This window comes from uncultured Schumannella sp., from assembly GCF_905479755.1.
Classification (GTDB): domain Bacteria; phylum Actinomycetota; class Actinomycetes; order Actinomycetales; family Microbacteriaceae; genus DCRR01.
Genome location: NZ_CAJQNT010000031.1, coordinates 1 through 20,361, shown reverse-complemented (window position 1 = coordinate 20,361; position 20,361 = coordinate 1). Strand labels below are relative to the sequence as shown.

At 70.2% G+C, this 20,361-nt stretch carries 18 protein-coding genes; 14 read left to right on the top strand and 4 right to left on the bottom strand.

Going from position 1 to position 20,361, the window contains the following annotated elements:
* The first annotated feature begins 26 nt into the window (after positions 1-26).
* Positions 27-620 (top strand): PadR family transcriptional regulator, encoded by a 594-nt coding sequence (locus tag QZ258_RS09250; protein WP_294180874.1) that lies wholly within the window; start codon positions 27-29, stop codon positions 618-620.
* On the opposite strand, the gene QZ258_RS09245 is transcribed toward QZ258_RS09250, so the two are convergent.
* Positions 599-1,363, bottom strand: a complete 765-nt coding sequence (locus QZ258_RS09245; RefSeq protein ID WP_294180873.1) for an oxygenase MpaB family protein — start codon at positions 1,361-1,363, stop codon at positions 599-601. The genes QZ258_RS09250 and QZ258_RS09245 overlap by 22 nt on opposite strands.
* Positions 1,364-1,541: 178 nt before the next feature.
* Between QZ258_RS09245 and sucC the strand changes: the two genes are divergently transcribed.
* Together sucC and sucD are read left to right on the top strand one after the other, a co-directional pair.
* On the top strand, positions 1,542-2,705 hold the full coding sequence (sucC, locus tag QZ258_RS09240; RefSeq protein ID WP_294180868.1) for an ADP-forming succinate--CoA ligase subunit beta: 1,164 nt from the start codon (positions 1,542-1,544) through the stop codon (positions 2,703-2,705).
* A 67-nt stretch (positions 2,706-2,772) separates the two neighbouring features.
* The gene (gene sucD / locus QZ258_RS09235; RefSeq protein ID WP_294180867.1) at positions 2,773-3,663 is read left to right on the top strand and encodes a succinate--CoA ligase subunit alpha; all 891 of its coding nucleotides are present in this window, start codon (positions 2,773-2,775) and stop codon (positions 3,661-3,663) included.
* Here the strand turns inward: sucD and QZ258_RS09230 are convergent.
* Positions 3,660-4,445 (bottom strand): IclR family transcriptional regulator, encoded by a 786-nt coding sequence (locus QZ258_RS09230; RefSeq protein ID WP_294180865.1) that lies wholly within the window; start codon positions 4,443-4,445, stop codon positions 3,660-3,662. The genes sucD and QZ258_RS09230 overlap by 4 nt on opposite strands.
* Positions 4,446-4,623: 178 nt before the next feature.
* Here QZ258_RS09230 and QZ258_RS09225 point away from each other — a divergent pair, with 178 nt between their 5' ends.
* The 10 genes from QZ258_RS09225 to QZ258_RS09180 all read left to right on the top strand — a co-directional run bounded on the left by QZ258_RS09225 (position 4,624) and on the right by QZ258_RS09180 (position 18,787).
* Positions 4,624-5,382, top strand: coding sequence for an MIP/aquaporin family protein (locus tag QZ258_RS09225; protein ID WP_294180864.1), 759 nt, complete (start codon positions 4,624-4,626; stop codon positions 5,380-5,382).
* Positions 5,382-6,380 carry a dihydroxyacetone kinase subunit DhaK gene (dhaK, locus tag QZ258_RS09220; protein ID WP_294180862.1) on the top strand — a complete coding sequence of 333 codons (999 nt, stop codon included), beginning with the start codon at positions 5,382-5,384 and terminating at the stop codon, positions 6,378-6,380. Before QZ258_RS09225 ends, dhaK begins: the two co-directional genes overlap by 1 nt.
* 30 nt (positions 6,381-6,410) lie before the next feature.
* Complete coding sequence (gene dhaL, locus QZ258_RS09215) at positions 6,411-7,052, top strand: dihydroxyacetone kinase subunit DhaL (RefSeq protein ID WP_294180860.1); 642 nt, start codon at positions 6,411-6,413, stop codon at positions 7,050-7,052.
* A 3-nt stretch (positions 7,053-7,055) separates the two neighbouring features.
* The gene (ptsP, locus tag QZ258_RS09210) at positions 7,056-9,470 is read left to right on the top strand and encodes a phosphoenolpyruvate--protein phosphotransferase (protein WP_294180858.1); all 2,415 of its coding nucleotides are present in this window, start codon (positions 7,056-7,058) and stop codon (positions 9,468-9,470) included.
* 64 nt (positions 9,471-9,534) lie between these two features.
* Positions 9,535-11,082 (top strand): alpha/beta hydrolase, encoded by a 1,548-nt coding sequence (locus QZ258_RS09205; protein WP_294180855.1) that lies wholly within the window; start codon positions 9,535-9,537, stop codon positions 11,080-11,082.
* Positions 11,083-11,323: 241 nt separating this feature from the next.
* Positions 11,324-12,541: a DUF6350 family protein gene (locus tag QZ258_RS09200; protein WP_294180853.1), complete on the top strand. Its 1,218-nt coding sequence runs from the start codon at positions 11,324-11,326 to the stop codon at positions 12,539-12,541.
* A gap of 205 nt (positions 12,542-12,746) precedes the next feature.
* The gene (gene purN / locus QZ258_RS09195; RefSeq protein WP_294180851.1) at positions 12,747-13,331 is read left to right on the top strand and encodes a phosphoribosylglycinamide formyltransferase; all 585 of its coding nucleotides are present in this window, start codon (positions 12,747-12,749) and stop codon (positions 13,329-13,331) included.
* Positions 13,331-14,956: a bifunctional phosphoribosylaminoimidazolecarboxamide formyltransferase/IMP cyclohydrolase gene (gene purH, locus QZ258_RS09190; RefSeq protein ID WP_294180849.1), complete on the top strand. Its 1,626-nt coding sequence runs from the start codon at positions 13,331-13,333 to the stop codon at positions 14,954-14,956. The genes purN and purH overlap by 1 nt, the downstream gene beginning before the upstream one ends.
* Positions 14,957-15,071: 115 nt before the next feature.
* Positions 15,072-16,982, top strand: a complete 1,911-nt coding sequence (locus QZ258_RS09185) for an ABC transporter ATP-binding protein (RefSeq protein WP_294180847.1) — start codon at positions 15,072-15,074, stop codon at positions 16,980-16,982.
* Positions 16,979-18,787 (top strand): ABC transporter ATP-binding protein, encoded by a 1,809-nt coding sequence (locus QZ258_RS09180; protein ID WP_294180845.1) that lies wholly within the window; start codon positions 16,979-16,981, stop codon positions 18,785-18,787. Before QZ258_RS09185 ends, QZ258_RS09180 begins: the two co-directional genes overlap by 4 nt.
* Here QZ258_RS09180 and QZ258_RS09175 read toward each other — a convergent pair whose 3' ends face one another.
* Both QZ258_RS09175 and QZ258_RS09170 read right to left on the bottom strand, forming a co-directional pair.
* On the bottom strand, positions 18,788-19,102 hold the full coding sequence (locus QZ258_RS09175; RefSeq protein ID WP_294180842.1) for an MGMT family protein: 315 nt from the start codon (positions 19,100-19,102) through the stop codon (positions 18,788-18,790). It lies immediately after the preceding gene.
* Between the two features lie 7 nt (positions 19,103-19,109).
* Positions 19,110-19,565 (bottom strand): GNAT family N-acetyltransferase, encoded by a 456-nt coding sequence (locus QZ258_RS09170; protein WP_294180840.1) that lies wholly within the window; start codon positions 19,563-19,565, stop codon positions 19,110-19,112.
* A gap of 124 nt (positions 19,566-19,689) precedes the next feature.
* On the opposite strand from QZ258_RS09170, the gene QZ258_RS09165 reads away from it, so the two are divergent.
* Positions 19,690-20,361 (top strand): NADP-dependent isocitrate dehydrogenase (locus tag QZ258_RS09165; protein ID WP_294180836.1); only part of this gene is annotated, 672 nt, incomplete at its 3' end.

The window sequence follows — 20,361 nt, the reverse complement described above, 5'->3', positions numbered from 1 at the left end:
CGATCCCACGACATTCAGGAGAAACCATGAACCACTCCTCTCACCCCGGCTGGGAATCCCGCGGACGCCGCCCCGGATTCGACTCCGGCTTCAGCGGCGGACCGGGCTTCGGTCCCGAGTCCTTCGACTTCCCCTTCGGCCCGCGCGGCCGCCGCGGCGGCCCGGGCGGGCGCGCCCGGCGCGGCGACGTGCGCGCCGCCATCCTCGGACTGCTCGCCGAGGAGGCCGGCTCCGGCTACTCGCTCATCAAGCGCATCCAGGAGCGCTCGGAGGGCGCCTGGCGGCCGAGCCCCGGCTCCATCTACCCGACCCTGCAGCAGCTCGTCGACGAGGAGCTCATCGCCTCGACCGGCGGCGGCGGTCGCGCGAGCGAGTTCGCGCTCACCGACGAGGGCCGTGCCTACGTGGACGAGCACGCCGATGAGATCGCGGCGGCGTGGAACGTCGGCGCCGACCGTGCCGACGCCCGAGCCGAGCTGCGCGAATATCGCGACGCGGCCGGCCGACTGATGCGCGCGCTCTGGCAGTTCCCGCACGAGGCGACCGCCGAGCAGCGCACGCGCGCGATCGCCGAGATGGAGGCGCTGCGCAAATCGCTCTACGGCATCCTGGCGGAGTGAGGTCGCCCGGCGACCAGTCCGCGCAGCAGGAGGCGCGACGGCAGGCGCCGCAGCGGTCCCGGGGTCAGGCGCACGAGGGTGCGCGCGCGGCGGAGCGCGCGGGCGTGTCGCGCGGGGTCATCCGTGAGCCCGAGCGGGGCGCGCACCGACGGCGGAGCGAGTGCCGCCGTCACCTCGACCACGAACGGCATGACGCGACGCAGCCACCACGGCCCGCTCGGATGAAGCAGGAGGGCAGCGACGCGCCGCGCTTCGGGCGTGAAGTCCAGGTGCGCGACCTGGTCGTTCCAGTAGTCGTCGAAGTCGGCGCGGGTGGTGGGCCACGCCTCCGCGGGAAGCTGCAGGGCGGTGCCGAGCCGCGCGCTCGCCGCGTAGATCTCGTCGCGGGTTCGGTCGGCGAGCGGCGCGACGAGTCGTTCGTGCGTGTCGATCCCGACGGCATACAGGGTCGCCGCCACCCAGAGCTGATGCTCGGCGTCGCGCGCACCCGGAACGCCCGCGTGCGCGCGGTTGACGTGCTGCCGGGCGAGGCGCTCGTGCTGCTCGCGGCCGAGGCGGATCGCGTAGACGTATTCGAGCGTGCGGCGCAGCCGCCCGAGCGGATCGTGCGCGAACCCGCTGTGGGCGGCGACGCCGCGCGCCACGACCGGATCGCCCAGTTGCAGCAGGATCGCGAGCACGCCCCCGAACAGCAGGGCGCCCTCCCGCGTGTAGCGGTCCAGCTCACGATCGCGGCTCGGCATGCCTCATCGTCGCACTCGGTCGGCAAGAAACCCGGAAGTTTTCACTCGCGAAAGCCGTCCTTCGGAAAAACGCTCCAGGTGAAACGGGTAGAGTGCCTGTTGGCCCAACTGTCTCGATATCGAACTATCTCGACATCGAGGCACCGCACCCCTCCACTGCAACGGAAGAAGCAAAAGCGTGGATCTTTTTGAGTACCAGGCCCGTGATCTCTTCGAGAAGTACGGGGTTCCCGTACTCCCCGGGATCATCGCCGACACCCCCGCCGAGGCCCGCGCGGCCGCCGAGAAGCTCGGCGGCGTGACCGTCGTCAAGGCGCAAGTCAAGGTCGGAGGCCGCGGCAAGGCCGGCGGCGTCAAGGTCGCCAAGACGCCCGATGAGGCGGAGGCCGCCGCGGAGGCGATTCTCGGCCTCGACATCAAGGGCCACGTCGTCAAGCGCGTCATGGTCGCCGCGGGCGCCGACATCAAGGAGGAGTACTACTTCTCGGTGCTGCTCGACCGGGCGAACCGCTCCTACCTCTCGCTCTCGAGCTACGAGGGCGGCATGGAGATCGAGCAGCTCGCCGAGGAGCGCCCCGACGCCCTCGCGCGCATCGAGGTCGACCCGGGCCAAGGCCTGGATCTCGCCAAGGCGAAGGAGATCGCGATCGCCGCGAAGTTCCCCGCCGAGCTCGTCGACCAGGTCGCCCCGGTCTTCGTCACGCTCTACGACGTGTACGTGAAGGAAGACGCGACGCTCGTCGAGGTCAACCCGCTGATCCTCACCGGCGCCGGCGCGATTCTCGCGATTGACGGCAAGGTCTCGCTCGACGAGAACGCCGCGTTCCGTCACCCCGAGCACGAAGAGCTCGAGGATGCGGCCGCGACCGACCCGCTCGAGGCGAAGGCCAAGGAGCACGACCTCAACTACGTCAAGCTCGACGGCCAGGTCGGAATCATCGGCAACGGCGCGGGGCTCGTCATGTCGACCCTCGACGTGGTCGCCTACGCGGGCGAGAACCACGGCGGAGTCAAGCCGGCCAACTTCCTCGACATCGGCGGCGGCGCCTCGGCGACCATCATGGCCGCGGGCCTCGACGTCATCCTCGGCGACGAGCAGGTCAAGAGCGTGTTCGTCAACGTCTTCGGCGGCATCACCTCGTGTGTTGCGGTCGCCGACGGCATCGTCAAGGCGCTCGAGATCCTGGGCGACGCGGCCACCAAGCCGCTCGTCGTGCGACTCGACGGCAACCAGGTGGAGGAGGGGCGTGCGATTCTCGCCGCCGCCAACCACCCGCTCGTCACGATCGCCGAGAACATGGACCAGGGCGCCGACAAGGCCGCCGAGCTCGCCGCGGCCTGACCCCGCTGGCATCCCGCTGATTGAGTAGCCGCACGCGGCGTATCGAACTCCAGAATCGAGAAACAGAATGTCGATCTTCCTGAACAAGGACTCCAAGGTCATCGTCCAGGGCATCACCGGCGGCGAAGGCACGAAGCACACCGCCCTGATGCTCAAGGCCGGCACCCAGATCGTGGGTGGCGTCAACGCGCGCAAGGCGGGCACCACGGTCGAGCACGAGGGTGGCGTGAGCCTCCCCGTCTTCGGGACGGTCAAGGAGGCGATGGAGGCCACGGGCGCCGACGTCTCCATCGCGTTCGTGCCGCCGGCCTTCACGAAGGACGCGATGGTCGAGGCGATCGACGCCGAGATCGGGCTGCTCGTTGTCATCACCGAGGGCGTGCCGGTGTTGGACTCGGCCGAGGCCTGGGCCTACGCCAAGGCGAAGGGCAACAAGACCCGCATCATCGGCCCGAACTGCCCGGGCATCATCACGCCCGGCGAGTCGCTGGTTGGCATCACCCCGAACAACATCACCGGCAAGGGACCCATCGGCCTCGTGTCGAAGTCGGGAACCCTGACCTACCAGATGATGTTCGAGCTGCGCGACCTGGGCTTCTCGACCGCGATCGGCATCGGCGGCGACCCGATCATCGGCACGACGCACATCGACGCCCTCGCGGCGTTCGAGGCCGACCCCGAGACCAAGGCGATCGTCATGATCGGCGAGATCGGCGGCGACGCGGAAGAGCGTGCGGCCGATTTCATCAAGGCCAACGTCACGAAGCCGGTGGTCGGATACGTCGCCGGCTTCACCGCGCCCGAGGGCAAGACGATGGGTCACGCGGGCGCGATCGTCTCGGGCTCGGCGGGAACCGCTCAGGCCAAGAAGGAAGCCCTCGAAGCCGCGGGCGTCAAGGTCGGCAAGACGCCGAGCGAGACCGCCGCGCTCATGCGCGAGATCATCGCCGCGCTCTAGTCCTCGGCGAGTTCGGTCGCCGCGCCGCTGGGTGCGGGCGGCGGCCAGTTCATCGCGCCGAGTTCGCGCGAGATGTTGCGCGCGGTCTCGCGCAGGTCGTTGAGCACCGGGTCTTCCGGCGGCCACTCGCTCGTGGGGAGCACGACCGCGACCGCGGCAATGACGTTGCCGGACGCATCCGAGACCGGGGCGGCGACACTCGACTCTCCGAGTACCGCCTCGTCTTCTTCGGTCGCGAGGCCGCGCGTGGCGATCTGGGCGAGTCCGAGCGAGAGCTTGGCGGCATCCGTCACGGTGTCGCCGGTGAGGCTCCGCAGCGGCTTGCTGAGCACCTCAGACGCGTAGTCGCCGTCGTAGGCGAGCAGGATCTTGCCCATCGCGGAGGCGTGCGCGGGGATGGTGAGCCCGGTCTCGAGCATCTGCTGGCTGCCGTCGGGGCGACGGTTGTGGTGGATGACGATGACCTCGTCGAACAGCTCGGCGCCGAGCCGCACGGCGAGTCCGGTGCGCCGGGAGAGCTCGCGCGTCCAGCGCATGGCGCGGGCGCGCACGTCGAGCGTGTCGAGGTAGACGTTGCTCAGCTTCAGCAGTGCCGGGCCGAGCATGTAGCGGTTGCTGCCGCGCTCTTTCGCCACCAGGCCGTGCTGCTGCAGCGACTTCACGATGCCGTGCACGGTTGAGGGGGGAAGCTCGAGGGCGGCCGCCAATTCGGTGATTCCGAGGTGGCGTGCGCCCTGCAGCGAGCTCAGCACCTTCGCGGCGCGGTCAATGGCTTGGATCACCGCCACCCCTTTCCGCAAGGTTTCCATTATGGGCGCGGCCGGCGCCCTTGCCGTTCACTCCGGGGGGTTGACAACCCGCTCACAACCGGAGCATATTCGACATTATCGAATAGCGTTCCGAAATTGAAGCGCTCGCGGAACCCCGCATCGAACAAACCGCATGTCCAAAGGAGTACATATGGATGAGAACACCACGTGGCAAAAGCTTGCCGCGGAGTTCCTCGGCACCGCCTTCCTCGTTTTCGTCGGCGTCGGCTCGGTGCCGGCGCTCGCGATGGTGCGTGGTGACGGGCCGTTCACCGGTGGCGACCTGGGCTTCATTTCGCTGTCGTTCGCCACGATCGTCGTCGTCACGGTGTACGTGTTCGGCTACATCTCCGGCAACCACATCAACCCGGCCGTGACCCTCGGCCTCGCCGTCACCGGGAAGTTCCCGTGGAAGGAAGTTCCCGGCTACCTCATCGCGCAGCTGCTCGGTGCCACGGCCGGCGCGTTCGCCATCGTCGGGGTTCTCGGCATGCGTGCCAGTGAGCTGGGGCTCGGCGTCGCGGCGTTCAACCCCGAGGTGGTGTCGGTTCCGCAGGCGCTGTTCGCGGAGTTCATCGGAACCTTCCTGCTCGTCTTCGCGGTGTTCGGCGTCATCCACCGCAAGGCCGCGCCCGGATGGGCCGGTCTCGCGATCGGCCTCGTCGTCTTCGCCGCGATCATCCCGGTCGCCCCGGCGACCGGCGCCTCGATCAACCCGGCCCGCACCACCGGCCCGATGATCGTGCAGTCCCTCCTCGGCGGCAGCGTTGCCTGGGAGCAGTACTGGGTGTACATCGTCGCCGAGGTGCTCGGCGGAATCGTCGCGGCCCTGCTGTTCGGCGCCATCTCGAAGACGCAGGCCGACAAGACCGGCCTCAAGACCGCCCTGACCGAAGAGAAGGCGAACTGATGAAGAAACTGATCAATGCCCCCGAGGCTGTTCTCGCCGACGCGCTCGTCGGCGTCGAGGCCGCCCACTCCGACCTGACGGTCGACCACAAGAACCGGATCATCTACCGGGCCGCACCGAAGCAGGACGGCAAGGTCGCCCTCGTCTCCGGCGGTGGCTCCGGCCACGAGCCGCTACACGGCGGATTCGTCGGATTCGGCATGCTCGACGCGGCGTGCGCCGGTGAGGTCTTCACCTCGCCGACGCCCGACCAGATGCAGGAGGCGACGAAGGTCGTCGACCGCGGAGCCGGCGTGCTGCACATCGTGAAGAACTACACCGGCGACGTCATGAACTTCGAGATGGCGGGCGAGCTTGCCGCCGCGGAGTCCGGCATCGAGGTGGCGACCGTCGTCACCAACGACGACGTCGCCGTGCAGGACTCCACCTGGACCGCGGGTCGCCGCGGCGTCGGCGTGACCGTCCTGCTCGAGAAGATCGTCGGTGCCGCCGCCGAGGAAGGCCGCGACCTCGCGGCCATCGCGGCCCTGGCCAACAAGGTCAACGACTCCGGTCGCTCGATGGGCATGGCGCTCACGAGCTGCACGGTGCCCGCGGCCGGCAAGCCGACCTTCGACCTGCCGGACGACATGATGGAGATCGGCGTGGGCATCCACGGCGAACCGGGACGCCACCGCGTGCCGCTCGCCGGAGCGCACGAGATCGCCCAGCAGCTCGTCGAGCCGATCCTCGCCGACCTCGACGTCACGTCGGGGCCGTCGATCGTCATGCTCAACGGCATGGGCGGCTCGCCGCTCATCGAGCTGTACCTGATGTACGGCGAGGTCGCCAAGCTGCTCGAGAAGGCGGGGGTGACGATCGCCCGAAACCTGGTCGGCAACTACATCACCTCGCTCGACATGGCGGGTTGCTCGGTCACGGTGCTCAAGGCGGATGATGAGCTGTTGGGGTTGTGGGATGCTCCCGTCAACACCGCAGGCCTCCGCTGGGGCCTCTGAGTTACCCACGCACGGAACGGAAGAACTGACATGACGAACAGCACGGTCCCCCTCACCCAGTTGGTGGCATGGCTCGAGACGTACCGCACGCAGGTGACGGAACAGCGCGCCTACCTCACCGAACTCGACTCCGCGATCGGCGATGCCGACCACGGGGCGAACATGGCACGCGGCTTCGCCGCCGTCATGGCGAAACTGGAGGAGGGCACTCCCGCGACCGCCGACGAGCTCTTCAAGAGCGTCGGGATGACCCTGGTCACCTCGGTCGGCGGAGCGAGCGGCCCGCTGTACGGCACGTTCTTCCTTCGCATGGGCATGACCGCGGGCGCCGTCACCGAATTCGACGGTGCGGCGCTCGCGGCGGCCCTGCGGGCCGGGCTCGACGGCATCGTCGCGCGCGGCAAGGCGGAGCTCGGCGACAAGACCATGTTCGACGCGCTGGCCCCCGCCCTCGATGCCTTCGACGGCGCCGTTGCCGACGGCAAGTCCCCGGCCGAGGCCGCGGCTGCCGCGGCGGATGCCGCCGAGAAGGGTCGCGATGCGACCGAGCCGCTCGTCGCCCGCAAGGGGCGTGCGAGCTACCTCGGTGAGCGCAGCGCCGGCCACCTGGACCCGGGCGCCGCCTCGAGTGCGCTCCTGCTGCGCTGCCTTGCCGAGACACTCGAGAGCTAGACCATGATCGGCCTCGTCGTCGTCTCGCACAGTCTGAAACTGGCCGAGGCGGCCCTCGACCTTGCCCTCGCGATGGTCCCGAACGGGGCCCCGCGCGTGGAGCTCGCCGCCGGTGCCGGAACGGATGCCGACGGCTCCCCGATCATCGGCACCGACGCGATGAAGGTCGCCACCGCGATCGATGAGCTCGCCGACACCGACGGCGTGCTCGTCCTCATGGATCTCGGCTCGGCCGTGTTGAGCGCCGAGCTGGCGCTCGAACTGCGGGCGAGCGACGTCGAGGTGAAGCTCTCGGCCGCCCCCTTCGTGGAGGGGCTCCTCGCGGCCATCGTGCGTGCGGCCGGCGGCGCCTCACTCGAGGAGGCCGCCGCCGAAGCCCAGGCCGCTCTTGCTCCCAAGAGCGGTCAGCTGGGCGACGCGGAGGCGGCGCCCGCGGCGGCGCCCGCCGCTGAGGGAAACGCCGAAGCCGACCGCATTTCGCGCCGGATGACGCTGCGCAACCCGCTCGGCCTGCACGCCCGCCCCGCGGCGCTGCTGGCGACCGAAGCGGGCCGCGCCGAGAACGCGCGCCTCGCCCTGCTGCGCACCGGTGCGACGGTCGCCGCCGCGAGTCCCACCGCCCTCATCGGGCTCGGAAGCCGCGGCGGTGACGAGATCGAGATCTCGGCCGCCGGACCCGATGCGGACGCGGTGCTCGACCACATCCAGGCGCTTGTCGACGACGGATTCGGCGAGCTCAATGCTCCGACGCTGGCCGCCGCCCCGGCGCCCGTGCGCGCCTCCGGGCCGCTCGGGGTGAGTGCGGGACGCGCCGTCGGACCGGTCGTGCACGTGGCGGCCCCGATCGCCGAACCCGCCCCCGCCGAGGCGCTCGCCGAACCCGCTCGCGCCGCCGAGATCGACCGGCTCCGGGCCGCTGCGACCGCGGTCGCCGAGCAACTCACCGCCCGGGCCACCACCGCCCTCGGCGAAGCGCAACAGATCCTCCAGGCCACGGCGCTCATGGCGACCGACCCCGGGCTCATCGACCCGGCGGTCGCCGCGATCGAGACCTCGGGCATCCCCGCCGCGAACGCCCTCTGGGCTTCCGCGGGCGACCTCGCCGACATGCTCGCGGGGCTCGGCGGACGCACCGCCGAACGCGTCGCCGACGTGCGCGACGTGCGCGACCGTCTCGTCGCCACGCTGCTCGACCTGCCGGTGCCGGGCATCCCCGACCGCTCGGAACCGTTCGTGCTCGTCGCCCGCGACCTGGCCCCCGCCGACACCGCGACGCTCGACCCCGCCACCTGCCTCGCGCTCGTCACCGAAGAGGGCGGGCCGACCTCGCACACCGCGATCATCGCTCGCTCGCTCGGCATCCCGGCGGTCGTCGCCGTGCGCGACGCCCTCGCGCTGCCGGAAGGAATGCTCGTGCTCGTCGACGGCGAGACCGGCGAGGTGAGCCCCAACCCGGATGCCGACGAGGTCGCCCGCGTGCGTGACGCCGCGGCGGTGCCCGACTTCAGCGGTTCCGGCGCGACGGCGGATGCGCATCCGGTCGCCCTGTTGGCCAACGTCGGCGGCGGGGCCGACGCGCGAGCCGCCGCCGAGGCCCGGGCGGAAGGCATCGGCCTGTTCCGCAGCGAATTCCTCTTTCTCGACCGCGCCGAGGCGCCGAGCGTCGAGGAGCAGCGCAGCGCCTACCGCGAGGTGTTCGCCGCGTTCCCCCGCCGCAAAGTCGTCGTGCGCACCCTCGATGCGGGCGCCGACAAGCCGCTGCCCTTCGTGACGGCGGCGGGGGAGGAGAACCCGGCGCTCGGCGTGCGGGGGCTTCGCACCTCCTGGCGTCGGCCCGAGATCCTCGCCACGCAACTGCGGGCGATCGCGGAGGCCGCCGCCGAGGAGCGCGCCGAGGTGCAGGTGATGGCGCCCATGGTTGCCACCGTCGAGGAGGCCTCCGCCTTCGTCGCGCTCTGCCGCGAGCACGGCATCGAGCGCGCGGGCGTCATGATCGAGACCCCCGCGGCGGCGCTCAGCGCCCCCGAACTCGTCGAGGTCGTCGACTTCGTGAGCCTCGGCACCAACGACCTCACTCAGTACACGATGGCCGCCGACCGTCAACTCGGCGAACTGGCCGAGTTGAACGACCCGTGGCAGCCCGCGGTGCTGCGTCTCATCCGCAGCGTTGGCGCCGCGGGCGAGGTGAGCGGCACCCCGGTCGGCGTGTGCGGCGAAGCGGCGGCCGATCCGGCCCTCGCGGCGGTGCTCGTCGGGCTCGGTGTGACCTCGCTGTCGATGTCGGCGCGCGCGATCCCGCGCGTCGCCCAGAAGCTCGGAGCGCTGAGCCGTGCCGACTGCCGCGCGATGGCGGAGGCGGCCGCGGCGGCGCACAGCCCGGCGACGGCGCGCGACGCTGCGCGCGCGGTCCTCGGCTGAGCGCGGAACCCCGCCTAGGCTGGTCGCGGGCCGCGTGAGAGTCGCGCGACCACCAGGAGGTCTCGTGTCTCGACCGCGCATCGTCGCCGCCACCGCTGTGGGGGCGGCCGTCGGCCTGGTCCTCAGCGGATGCTCGCTGATCTCGCTGTTCGGGCCGGAGACACCCGGCGGGAGCACGCCCACCGGTGAAGACGTCGCCGCCGAGCTCGAGCCGTACTACACGCAAGAACTCAGCTGGTCGTCCATCGACACCCGGCTCGACGAGGCGCGTGTGACCGTGCCGCTCGACTGGAGCGACCCGACCGGCGCCACGATCGAAATCGCGATCTCCCGGCACCGCGCCCCCGGGACGGCGATGGGCTCCCTTCTGATCAACCCGGGCGGTCCGGGCGGATCGGGCTTCGACTTCGTCGTCAACTCGGCCGCCTACGTCGTGACGAATGATGTGCTCGCCAGCTACGACGTCATCGGCTTCGACCCGCGCGGGGTCGGCAGCTCGACCCCCGTCGTCTGCTACACCGACCCCGCCGACCAGGACGAGCTGCTCTACGGCACCTACGACGTCGACTACGGCACCCAGGAGTGGATCGACGAGCTGACCGCGCGCGAGCTCGACTGGGCGAACGCGTGCCTCGAGAACACCGGCCCGCTGCTCGGGCACCTGGATGCGGCGAGCGTCGCGCGCGACATGGACGTGATCCGCGCCGTACTCGGCGACACCTCCCTCAACTACCTCGGCTACTCGTACGGCACCTACCTCGGTGCGGTCTACGCGGAGCTGTTCCCCGAGAAGGTCGGGCGGATGGTGCTCGACGGGGCCGTGGATCCGCAGGTGAGCGACCTCGAAGCGCTCGCCACCCAGATGGCCGGCTTCGACAGCGCGCTGCGCTCGTACATGGCCTGGTGCCTGTCCGAGAGCGGCTGCCCGTTCACGGGAAGCGTCGACAACGGGTTGCTGCAGGTGCGCGACCTCCTCGACCGGATTGACGACCTTGAACTGGTCGCCTCCGATGGGCGCCAACTCGACTCCGCCACCGTGGGCACCGGCATCGCCTACACGCTGTATTCCGAGTGGAGCTGGCCGTCGCTGACCGCGATGTTCGCGGCGCTCGCCGTCGGGGATCCGGATCCGACCTTCGACAACGCGGACTCCTACTACGGCCGCTACGGCGGCTGGTACGACGGCAACGGCAACGAGATCTACACCGCCGTCACCTGCAATGAGGGCGACCTCGGCACCGACGGGGTGACCCCCTTGGAGGGCGTCGAGATCATCGACGACCGCGCGCCGATCCTCGGCCGCTACTTCGCGTACGACGACTACGCCGTGCTCGACGTGGTCTGCTCGAACTGGCCGGTGCCGGTCGCCGAGCTGCCGACCTCGTTCACCGCGGCGGGCGCGCCGCCGATCCTCGTGATCGGCACCACCAACGACCCGGCGACCCCGTACGCGAACGCGGTCTCGCTCGCCGAGCAGCTGTCGAGCGGCGTGCTGATCAGCTACGAGGGCGAGGGACACACGATCTACGCGCAGGGTGTCTCCTGCATTGATGACACCGTGGATGCCTACCTGCTGCGCGATGAGGTGCCCGCCACCGACCCCCTGTGCTGAGCCGCGTCGGCTGAGCCCCCGTCGGGGCGGGGTCGCCCGCGCCTGTCGCGCCTGTGGTGCCTGTCGCGCCTGTGGTGCCTGTCACGAAATGCAGGAGCGGCGGAGACCCTGCCCTGTCGTAGCGGGGTCGCGCGGCTCTCGCCGCGCAGAATCTCCTGCATTTCGTGAAAGGGGGCGGGCCGGGGGAGGGACGCGCGCGAGGCACCCGGGCGCGGCCGCGGACCGGCGGTAGGGTCGCACCGTGAGCCGCCGCCTGACCGTCCTGTTCTCGATGTTCGAGGCGGTACTCACGGTCGCGGTCGGCATCGCGCTGCCGTTGGTTCCGCTCACGATCCTGTGGGCGGCGTATTTCGGGTTCGGCGTCGACTGGCTCGTGTTCTGGCGCGGCGCCCTCGACGTGTGGCTACTCGGCCACGGCGTCGACGTGACATTCCGGCTCGATGAGGTGACCGCATCCGCTCTCGGGATCGCCGAGGCCGAGGCCGCGGTGCCGGTCACGATCGCGCTGCTCGGCGGCGCGCTGCTGACGCTCCTGCTCGCCGCGCGCGCGGGTCGCCGCATCGCCGAAGCGGGGCATCGGATGCTCGGCGCACTCGGCGCGATCGTCGCCGTCGCGCTGGTGAGTTTCGGCCTCACGGCGGTGAGCCTGCACGACGACGCCAGGCCCTCGCTCGTGCAGGCGGCGATTCTGCCCGCCTTCGTCTATGCGCTCGGGCTCGCGCTCGGCCTGCTGCGCGAGCGCGTGCGGGCGCGCGCACCACGGGAGGGGTGGCGGGATGGGCGCCTCGATCCGGGCGTGCGAGCGGCCGCCCTCGGCGCGGTGCGCGCCGGTCTCGGTGCGGCCGCGCTGACGATCGCGGCGTCCGCGGTGGTGTTCGCGGCGGCGCTCGTGCTGCGCTACGCCGAGGTGATCCGCCTCTACGAATCGCTCCACGGCGAGGTGCTCGGCGGTGCCGTCGTGACGGCGGCCGAGTTCGCGATCTTGCCGAACCTCGTCGTCTGGACGGCCAGCTGGCTGCTCGGCCCCGGCTTCGCGGTCGGGCTCGGCTCGACGGTGTCGCCGCTCGGCACGGTGCTCGGGCCGATTCCGGCGCTCCCGATCCTCGGGGCCGTGCCGCCCGAGATCGGCGCGTTCGGGTATCTGGGACTCCTCGTCCCCGTCGTCGCGGCGTTCCTGGTCGGGGCCGCGGCGAGGCGACGGATGCTGCGCGACGCCGCCGAGGACCGTGCGGCGCCGGTGCGCGGGCCGGTTGCACTGCTCGGCACGGTGCTCGGCGCTGGCGTGCTCGGCGCGCTCGTGATGGCGGGGCTTGCCGCCGCCTCCGCCGGATCGGCGGGCCCGGGGCGGCTCGCGCTGGTCGGCCCCGACCCGCTCGCGGTCGGGGTCGTCGCCCTGATCGAGTTCACCGTCGCGATCGGGCTCGGCTTCCTGGTCGCCGACCGCCGCCGCCGCGACTGACCTCCCGCATCCGCCGCTCCTCGAGCACCGCCCGGCGCGGTGCCCCCCGCGCGAGTGTGTCGCTTTTCCGGAGAAAGTGCTTCTGAGAGCGGATGCGCCCTCGGCATCCCGGGACCCTCGCCCCCGAAACCTCCGGAGAAACGTCACACTCGCGACCCGGAACCTCCGGAGAAACGTCACACTCGGGCGCGGGTAGGCTGGGGGCGTGCTCCGCCTCGTCGTCCTCATCTCGGGGGGCGGGTCCAATCTCCGGGCCCTGCTCGACGCCAGCGACGACGCCGAATTCCCCGCGCGGGTGGTGGCGATCGGCGCCGATCGCGATGCCGACGGGTTGATGCACGCCGATGACTACGGCATCCCGACCTTCGTCGTTCCGTTCCAGGCCTACCCCGACCGGGAGGCGTGGGGCGAGGCCCTCGTCGCGCAGATCCGCCAGTGGGATGCCGACCTGGTGATCCTCTCCGGCTTCATGCGACTGCTACCAGCGACCGCCGTGCGGGCCCTCGCGCCGAATCTGATCAACACGCATCCGGCGTATCTGCCCGAGTTCCCGGGCGCGCACGCGGTGCGCGACGCGCTCGTCGCCGGCGCCAAGGAGACCGGCGCGAGCGTCATCGTCGTCGATGAGGGCATCGACTCCGGTCCGGTGATCGCGCAGCAGCGCGTGCCGATCGAACCTGGCGACACCGAAGACCACCTGCACAACCGCATCAAGCGGGTCGAACGCGAACTGCTCGTGCAGGTCGTGCTCGACATCGCCAACTCGCACCTCGACCTCAAGGAACTGTGATGTCCGGCCCCGCCATCGACCCCGCCGAGTACCGCGACCGCGACGTCGTCCCCATCACGCGCGCCCTGATCGCGGTCAGCGACAAGACGGGCCTCGTCGAGCTCGCCACCGCACTCGTGGAGGCGGGCGTCGAGATCGTGTCGACCGGCGGCACCTCGAAGGCGATCGCGGATGCGGGACTCCCGGTCACCCAGATCGGCGACGTCACCGGATTCCCCGAGCACCTCGACGGCCGCGTCCGCACCCTCCACCCCGCCGTACACTCGGGCCTGCTCGCCGACCTGCGTCTGGAGCGTCACGAGAAGGAGCTGGCGAGCTTCGGCATCGCGCCGTTCCAGCTCGTCGTGGTGAACCTGTACCCGTTCCGCGAGACGGTCGCCTCGGGGGCCGAGCCGAACGCCGTCGTAGAGCAGATCGACATCGGCGGCCCGGCGATGGTGCGCGCGAGCGCCAAGAACCACGCCAACGTTGCGGTGGTGACGAGCCCGGCCCGTTACGACGCGCTGATCGAGGCGGTGCGTGCCGGCGGCACCACGCTCGGCACGCGCTTCGAACTCGCCCGTGAGGCGTTCCGGCACACGGCCGACTACGACGCCGCGGTCGCCGCCTGGTTCGAGAGCACCGCGTTGCTGGCGGAGGCGGAGGCGGTCGCCGACGGCGCCGTACCGGCGGCGAGTGCCGCGATCGAGTTCGCGCCGACCTTCACCCTGAGCGCCGACCGCGCGGCGACGCTGCGCTACGGCGAGAACAGCCACCAGGCGGGCGCGCTCTACACGGTCGCGCATTCGGCGGGCATCGCCCAGGCGACCCAGCTCGGCGGCAAGGAGATGTCGTTCAACAACTACGTGGATGCCGACGCCGCCCTGCGCGCCGCCTACGACCACGAGACCCCGACGGTGGCGATCATCAAGCACGCGAACCCGTGCGGAATCGCGACGGCTGACGCGATCGCGGAGGCGCACGCGCTCGCGCACGCCTGCGATCCGGTGTCGGCGTTCGGCGGTGTGATCGCCGCGAACCGGCCGATCACGCGCGAGGCGGCCGAGTCGATCGCCCCGATCTTCACCGAGGTGATTGTCGCTCCCGGCTTCGAGGCGGGCGCCCTGGAGGTGTTGCAGGCGAAGAAGAACCTGCGTCTGCTGCAGCTGCCCGCCGACTACCGGCGCGAGCCCGCCGAGCTGAAGCAGATCTCGGGCGGCCTGCTCGTGCAGGAGGTCGACGCGCACTTTGCGCCGGCCAGCGAGTGGACCTTGGCGGCAGGGCCCGCGGCCGATGCCGACACCCTCGCCGACCTCGACTTCGCGTGGCGCGCCTGCCGCGCCGTGAAGAGCAACGGCATCCTGTTGGCGACGGGCGGCGCGAGTGTCGGCGTCGGAATGGGGCAGGTCAACCGCGTGGACTCGTGCAAGCTCGCGGTGGAACGCGCGGGCGAGCGCGCCGCCGGGAGCGTGGCCGCCTCGGATGCGTTCTTCCCGTTCGCCGATGGACCGCAGATTCTGCTGGATGCGGGCGTGCGCGCGATCGTGCAGCCGGGCGGTTCGGTGCGCGACGACGAGACCATCCAGGCGGCGAACGCCGCCGGGGTCACGATGTACTTCACCGGCGAGCGGCACTTCTTCCACTAGGTCGCGTTCGCACTTGCCGGGCGCGTCACTCGCGCCTAATCTGGAAGGCTGTCCGCTCGGGCACGACTTCTTCTCAGCTCTGTTGACGCTTCGGCGTCCCCAAAGGACCACCGCAATGCCTTCTTCGTCGTCCACCACGACTTCGCCGCGTCCGCGCGGCACCGTGTCGACCCTGCTGCGCCTGGTGCCGTTCGTGCGCCCGGCGCTGCCGCGCATCCTGCTCGGCGGTATCGCGGCGCTGTTCGCCGGTGTTGTCGCGCTCGTGATCCCGGTGGTGCTGCAGGGGCTCGTCGACGGACCGCTCGCGGCCGGAGACCCGGGACTCATCTGGCCGGCGGCGCTCGCCGTGCTCGGCCTTGGCGTGCTGGAGGCGATCTTCATCGCGCTGCGCCGCTGGTTCGTCCTGACGCCCGGCACCCACGTCGAGGCGACGATGCGCAACACCCTCTACGCGCAGCTGCAGGATCTGCCGGTCGCCTTCCACGACCGCTGGCAGTCGGGTCAGCTGCTCTCGCGGGCGATGAGCGACCTCAGCCACATCCGTCGCTGGCTCTCCTTCGGTCTCGTGCTGCTCGTCGTCAACATCGTCACGATCGTGATCGGCTTCGCCGTGCTCGTCTACTGGAGCTGGATTCTCGGTCTGCTGTTCCTGGTGCTGTCGATTCCGTTGTGGGTCACCGGGTACCTGTTCGAGAAGAAGTACTCGATCGTCGCGCGGCGCAGTCAGGACCAGCAGGGCGATCTGGCGACCGCGGTCGAGGAGAGCGTGCACGGCATCCGTGTGCTGAAGGCCTTCGGGCGGGGCAAATACTCGCTCGAGAAGTTCACCCGTCAGGCGGAGGAACTGCGCGGCACCGAGCTGGAGAAGGCGCGCGCGATCGCGGGCATCTGGTTCTGGCTGCTGCTGGTGCCCGATGTCGCGTTCGCGGTGAGCCTGTTGGGCGGGGTCTGGCTCGCCTCGGTCGGTGAGTTGAGCGTCGGCGAGCTGTTCGCTTTCTTCGCGACGGCGACGGTGCTGCGCTTCCCGATCGAGTCGATCGGATTCCTGCTGTCGATGACCTTCGACACCCGTACCGCCGTCGACCGGCTGTTCGAGGTGCTCGACGAGAAGAACACCATCACCGACCCGGAGGCGCCCGCGACGGTTACCGAGCCGCACGGCCGGCTCGTCTTTAATGACGTGCACTTCCGGTATCAGGATGCGCCGGCCGGCGCCCGCGACCTGCTCGATGGCATCCAGCTCGAACTCGAGCCCGGCGAGACGATGGCGCTGGTCGGACTTACCGGTTCGGGCAAAACCACGCTGACGGCGCTCGCGACGCGACTGTACGACGTGACCGGCGGACGCATCCTGCTCGATGGGGTGGACATCCGCGACCTGAGTCGCGACGAGCTCCGCCGTCACATCGCGATGGGCTTCGAAGATGCGACCCTGTTCTCGGCGTCGGTGCGCGACAACGTGCTGCTCGGGCGCCCCGAGTTCGACGAGGGTGCGCGGCGCGAGGAGGGCGACGCCGTCATGGCGGAGGCGCTCGAGATCGCGCAGGCCGACTTCGTTCACGAGCTTCCCGAGGGTGTCGACACGCTGATCGGCGAGGAGGGGCTCAGTCTCTCGGGCGGTCAGCGCCAGCGGCTCGCGCTCGCGCGCGCGGTCGCCGCGGCACCCGCCGTGCTCGTCCTCGACGACCCGCTCTCGGCGCTCGACGTCGACACCGAGGCGCGCGTGGAGGCGGGACTGCGTCGCGTGCTCGCCACGACGACCGCGCTCATCGTCGCGCACCGGCCGTCGACCGTGCAGCTGGCCGATCGCGTCGCGCTGCTGCAGGACGGACGCGTGACGGCCGTCGGCACGCACTCGGAGCTCATCGCGCACAACGAGCACTACCGCTACGTCATCTCGTCCCTCGACGATGATGTGCCGCCGGGGCGCGAGCGCGAGGTGGCCGAGGGGATCGTGCCGACGACGACCGCGCCGATCTCGACCGAGACCGGCACCATCACGATTCCCGGGGGAGGTGCACGATGAGCGTCAGCGGAGTCACCGGCGAAGAGCGCGACGACTACACGAAGGTCGAGTCGCGCGTGATCCGGCAGCGTTCGCTGCGGCTACTCGGCTCGCTTCTCGCGCCGCTCAAGCTGCGCGTCGCCCTCACCATGCTGGTCGTCGTGGTCAGCACGGCCGCGCAGGTCGCGGGTCCCGCGCTCATCGCGATCGGAATCGATCGCGGTCTGCCGGCGCTGCTGGACGACCAGGACTGGATGCCCGTCGCTCTGATCGTGGTCGCCTACCTGATCACCGGGCTGATCGGCGCGATCCTGATCGCGCAGTACACCGTGCTCTCGGCGCGCGTGAGCCAAGCGGTGCTGTTCGACCTGCGCCGCCGCGTGTACCTGCACGCGCAGCGCTTGAGCCTGGAGTTCCACGAGAGCTACACCTCGGGTCGCATCATCGCGCGCCAGACGAGCGACCTCGATTCGATTCGTGAACTGCTGGATTCGGGCGTCAACGGTCTCGTGCGCGGCGTGCTGTACATGGTGTTCATCGCGGGCGCGCTCGTGATTCTCGACCCCGTGTCGGGCCTCGTTCTCGCCGGGTCGCTGCCGCCGCTGCTGCTGTTGACCCGGTGGTTCCAGACGCGCTCGCAGCGCGCGTTCCGCCGCACCCGTGTGGCGTCGGCGAAGGTGATCGTGAACTTCGTCGAGACGATGACCGGCATCCGCGCCGTGAAGGCGTTCCGCAAGGAGCCGCGCAATGCGCGCGCCTTCGGTGCGCAGGTCGAGGAGTACCGCGACGCGAACGCGCGCGTGATTCAGTTGTTCGGCATCTTCGACCCGGGGCTCGTGCTGATCGGCAACGTGGCGGTCGCGGTGGCGCTGCTGGTTGGCGGCTTCCGGGTGATCGACGGTGGTCTCGAGGTTGGGGCCCTGCTCGCCGTTCTGCTCTATGTGCGCCGCTTCTTCGACCCGATGGAGGAGATGGCGATGTTCTACAACTCCTACCAGTCGGCGGCGGCGGCGCTGGAGAAGATCTCGGGCGTGCTCGACGAGCGGCCGAGCGTGCCGGATCCGGTGGATCCGGTCGACCTTTGGGAGGCGGAGGGCCGCCTCGACTTCGAGAAGGTGCGCTTCGCTTATCGGGCCGACCGGGTCATCCTGCCGGAGTTCACGCTGAACATTCCGGCGGGGCAGACGATCGCGCTCGTCGGGTCGACCGGCGCCGGGAAGTCCACGCTCGCCAAGCTCGTGGCGCGCTTCTACGATCCGAGCGACGGCGAGATCCTGCTCGACGGCGTTGATCTGCGCCGCCTGCACCCGAAGGATCTGCGGCGCGCGATCGTGATGGTGACGCAGGAGGCGTACCTGTTCAGTGGGACGGTCGCCGAGAACATCGCGCTCGGCAAGCCGGGCGCGACGTTCGACGAGATCATCCAGGCCGCGAAGGCGGTCGGGGCGCACGGGTTCATCGAGGAGTTGCCGAACGGCTACGACACCGACGTGAATAAGCGCGGCGGGCGCGTCTCGGCGGGGCAGCGGCAACTGCTCTCCTTCGCGCGCGCGTTCTTGGCGAACCCGGCGGTGCTGATCCTCGATGAGGCGACGGCCTCGCTCGACATCCCGAGCGAACGACTCGTGCAGGAGGGTCTGACGACGCTGCTGGCAGACCGGACGGCGATCATCATCGCCCACCGGCTGTCGACCGTGGCGATCGCCGACCGGGTGCTGGTGATGGAGCACGGTCAGATTGTGGAGGACGGCGCGCCCGCCGAGCTGATCGGCGGCACGGGGCGCTTCGCGAGGCTGCACGCCGCCTGGCGCGACTCGCTCGTCTAGCTAACGCGGCGCCCAGCGCGCGGACGGCGCGACGCGGTAGCTCGCGCCGTCGGCCGCCCAGATGAGCGGTGTGCCTTCGGCGCGGAAGTGTTCGAGGGCGCGCTGCTCATGCCCGATCGCCGGGTGGCCGGAGGAGCGGATGACGCGCCACCACGGCACCTCGGCGCCCGAGCGGGCCATCACCATGCCCACCGCACGCGCCCCGCGCGAGCCGAGCACGGCGGCGACGTCGCCGTAGCTCATGGCGCAACCGGGCGGAATGTCGGCCACGAGCTCGAGCACGGCCGAGGTGAAGTCGGCGCCGGGAGGGGCCACGGGCGCGTTACAGCTTGAGCGCACCGAGCTTTTCGCCGTACGGCGTCTCGCCGATGATCTCGAAGCCGACGGCCTTGAAGAACTCTTCGGGGCCTTCGTCGCCGCTCGCCCAGACGACCGTGACGTGATCGAAGCCGCGCGTGCGCGCCTCGTCGGCGAACGCCTTCACGGCGAACCGGCCGACGCCCGTGCCTTGCGCCTCGGCGGCGACGTGGACGCGCCACAGGGCGGCACGCAGGTACTCTTCGCTCGCGTCGGCATCGAACGCACCCATGATGTAGCCCACGACGACGTCGTTCTCGTCGAGCACCACGCGCGGCCAGGAGCCGGACGCGTCGAGCTTGTCTTCCGCGGCCGTGTAGGTCTCCGGCTCGATGAAGGCCTCTTGACCGGGCTTGAGCGTGAGGCTGTTCGCCGCCGCAATGGTCTGGGCGGTCAGGTCGTGCAGTCTCAGCTCTGCCATAACGACAGGGTAACGCCCCGCGGCGTTTCGCGGTGAATTCTCTCGATGTCGAGATAGTTCGGAGAGCGGGTAGTCTGTGATGGGCCGGTTCCGGCCCCCAGACAGTCTCCCGAAAGGACGCGGCGTGGTCGACAAGATCAAGGTCGAAGGCAAGGTCGTCGAACTCGACGGCGACGAGATGACGCGGATCATCTGGCAGTTCATCAAGGACCGCCTGATCCACCCCTACCTCGACATTGAGCTCGAGTACTACGACCTCGGAATCGAACACCGCGACGCGACCGACGACCAGGTCACGGTCGACGCGGCGCACGCCATCCAGAAGCACGGAGTCGGCGTCAAGTGCGCGACGATCACACCCGACGAGGCGCGCGTCGAGGAGTTCGGCCTGAAGAAGATGTGGCGCAGCCCCAACGGCACGATCCGCAACATCCTCGGCGGCGTCATCTTCCGCGAGCCGATCATCTGCTCGAACGTGCCGCGTCTGGTGCCGGGCTGGACCCAGCCGATCGTTGTCGGGCGCCATGCCTTCGGCGACCAGTATCGCGCCACAGACTTCCTGTTCCCCGGCAAGGGGAAGCTGACCATGAAATTCGAAGGCGAGGACGGCGAGGTCATCGAACGCGAGGTGTTCGACGCGCCATCCTCCGGCGTCGCCATGGCGATGTACAACCTCGACGAGTCGATCCGCGATTTCGCCCGCGCCTCGCTGAACTACGGCCTGGGCCGCAAGTTTCCGGTCTATCTTTCGACCAAGAACACAATCCTCAAGGCCTATGACGGGCGCTTCAAGGAC

Coding starts and splice junctions, on each gene's coding strand:
- QZ258_RS09185 (WP_294180847.1), top strand. CDS start 15,072: ATGCCTTCTTCGTCGTCCACCACGACTTCGCCGCGTCCGCGCGGCACC.
- dhaK (WP_294180862.1), top strand. CDS start 5,382: ATGAAGAAACTGATCAATGCCCCCGAGGCTGTTCTCGCCGACGCGCTC.
- dhaL (WP_294180860.1), top strand. CDS start 6,411: ATGACGAACAGCACGGTCCCCCTCACCCAGTTGGTGGCATGGCTCGAG.
- QZ258_RS09170 (WP_294180840.1), bottom strand. CDS start 19,565: ATGGCAGAGCTGAGACTGCACGACCTGACCGCCCAGACCATTGCGGCG.
- ptsP (WP_294180858.1), top strand. CDS start 7,056: ATGATCGGCCTCGTCGTCGTCTCGCACAGTCTGAAACTGGCCGAGGCG.
- purH (WP_294180849.1), top strand. CDS start 13,331: ATGTCCGGCCCCGCCATCGACCCCGCCGAGTACCGCGACCGCGACGTC.
- sucD (WP_294180867.1), top strand. CDS start 2,773: ATGTCGATCTTCCTGAACAAGGACTCCAAGGTCATCGTCCAGGGCATC.
- QZ258_RS09225 (WP_294180864.1), top strand. CDS start 4,624: ATGGATGAGAACACCACGTGGCAAAAGCTTGCCGCGGAGTTCCTCGGC.
- QZ258_RS09245 (WP_294180873.1), bottom strand. CDS start 1,363: ATGCCGAGCCGCGATCGTGAGCTGGACCGCTACACGCGGGAGGGCGCC.
- QZ258_RS09250 (WP_294180874.1), top strand. CDS start 27: ATGAACCACTCCTCTCACCCCGGCTGGGAATCCCGCGGACGCCGCCCC.
- QZ258_RS09180 (WP_294180845.1), top strand. CDS start 16,979: ATGAGCGTCAGCGGAGTCACCGGCGAAGAGCGCGACGACTACACGAAG.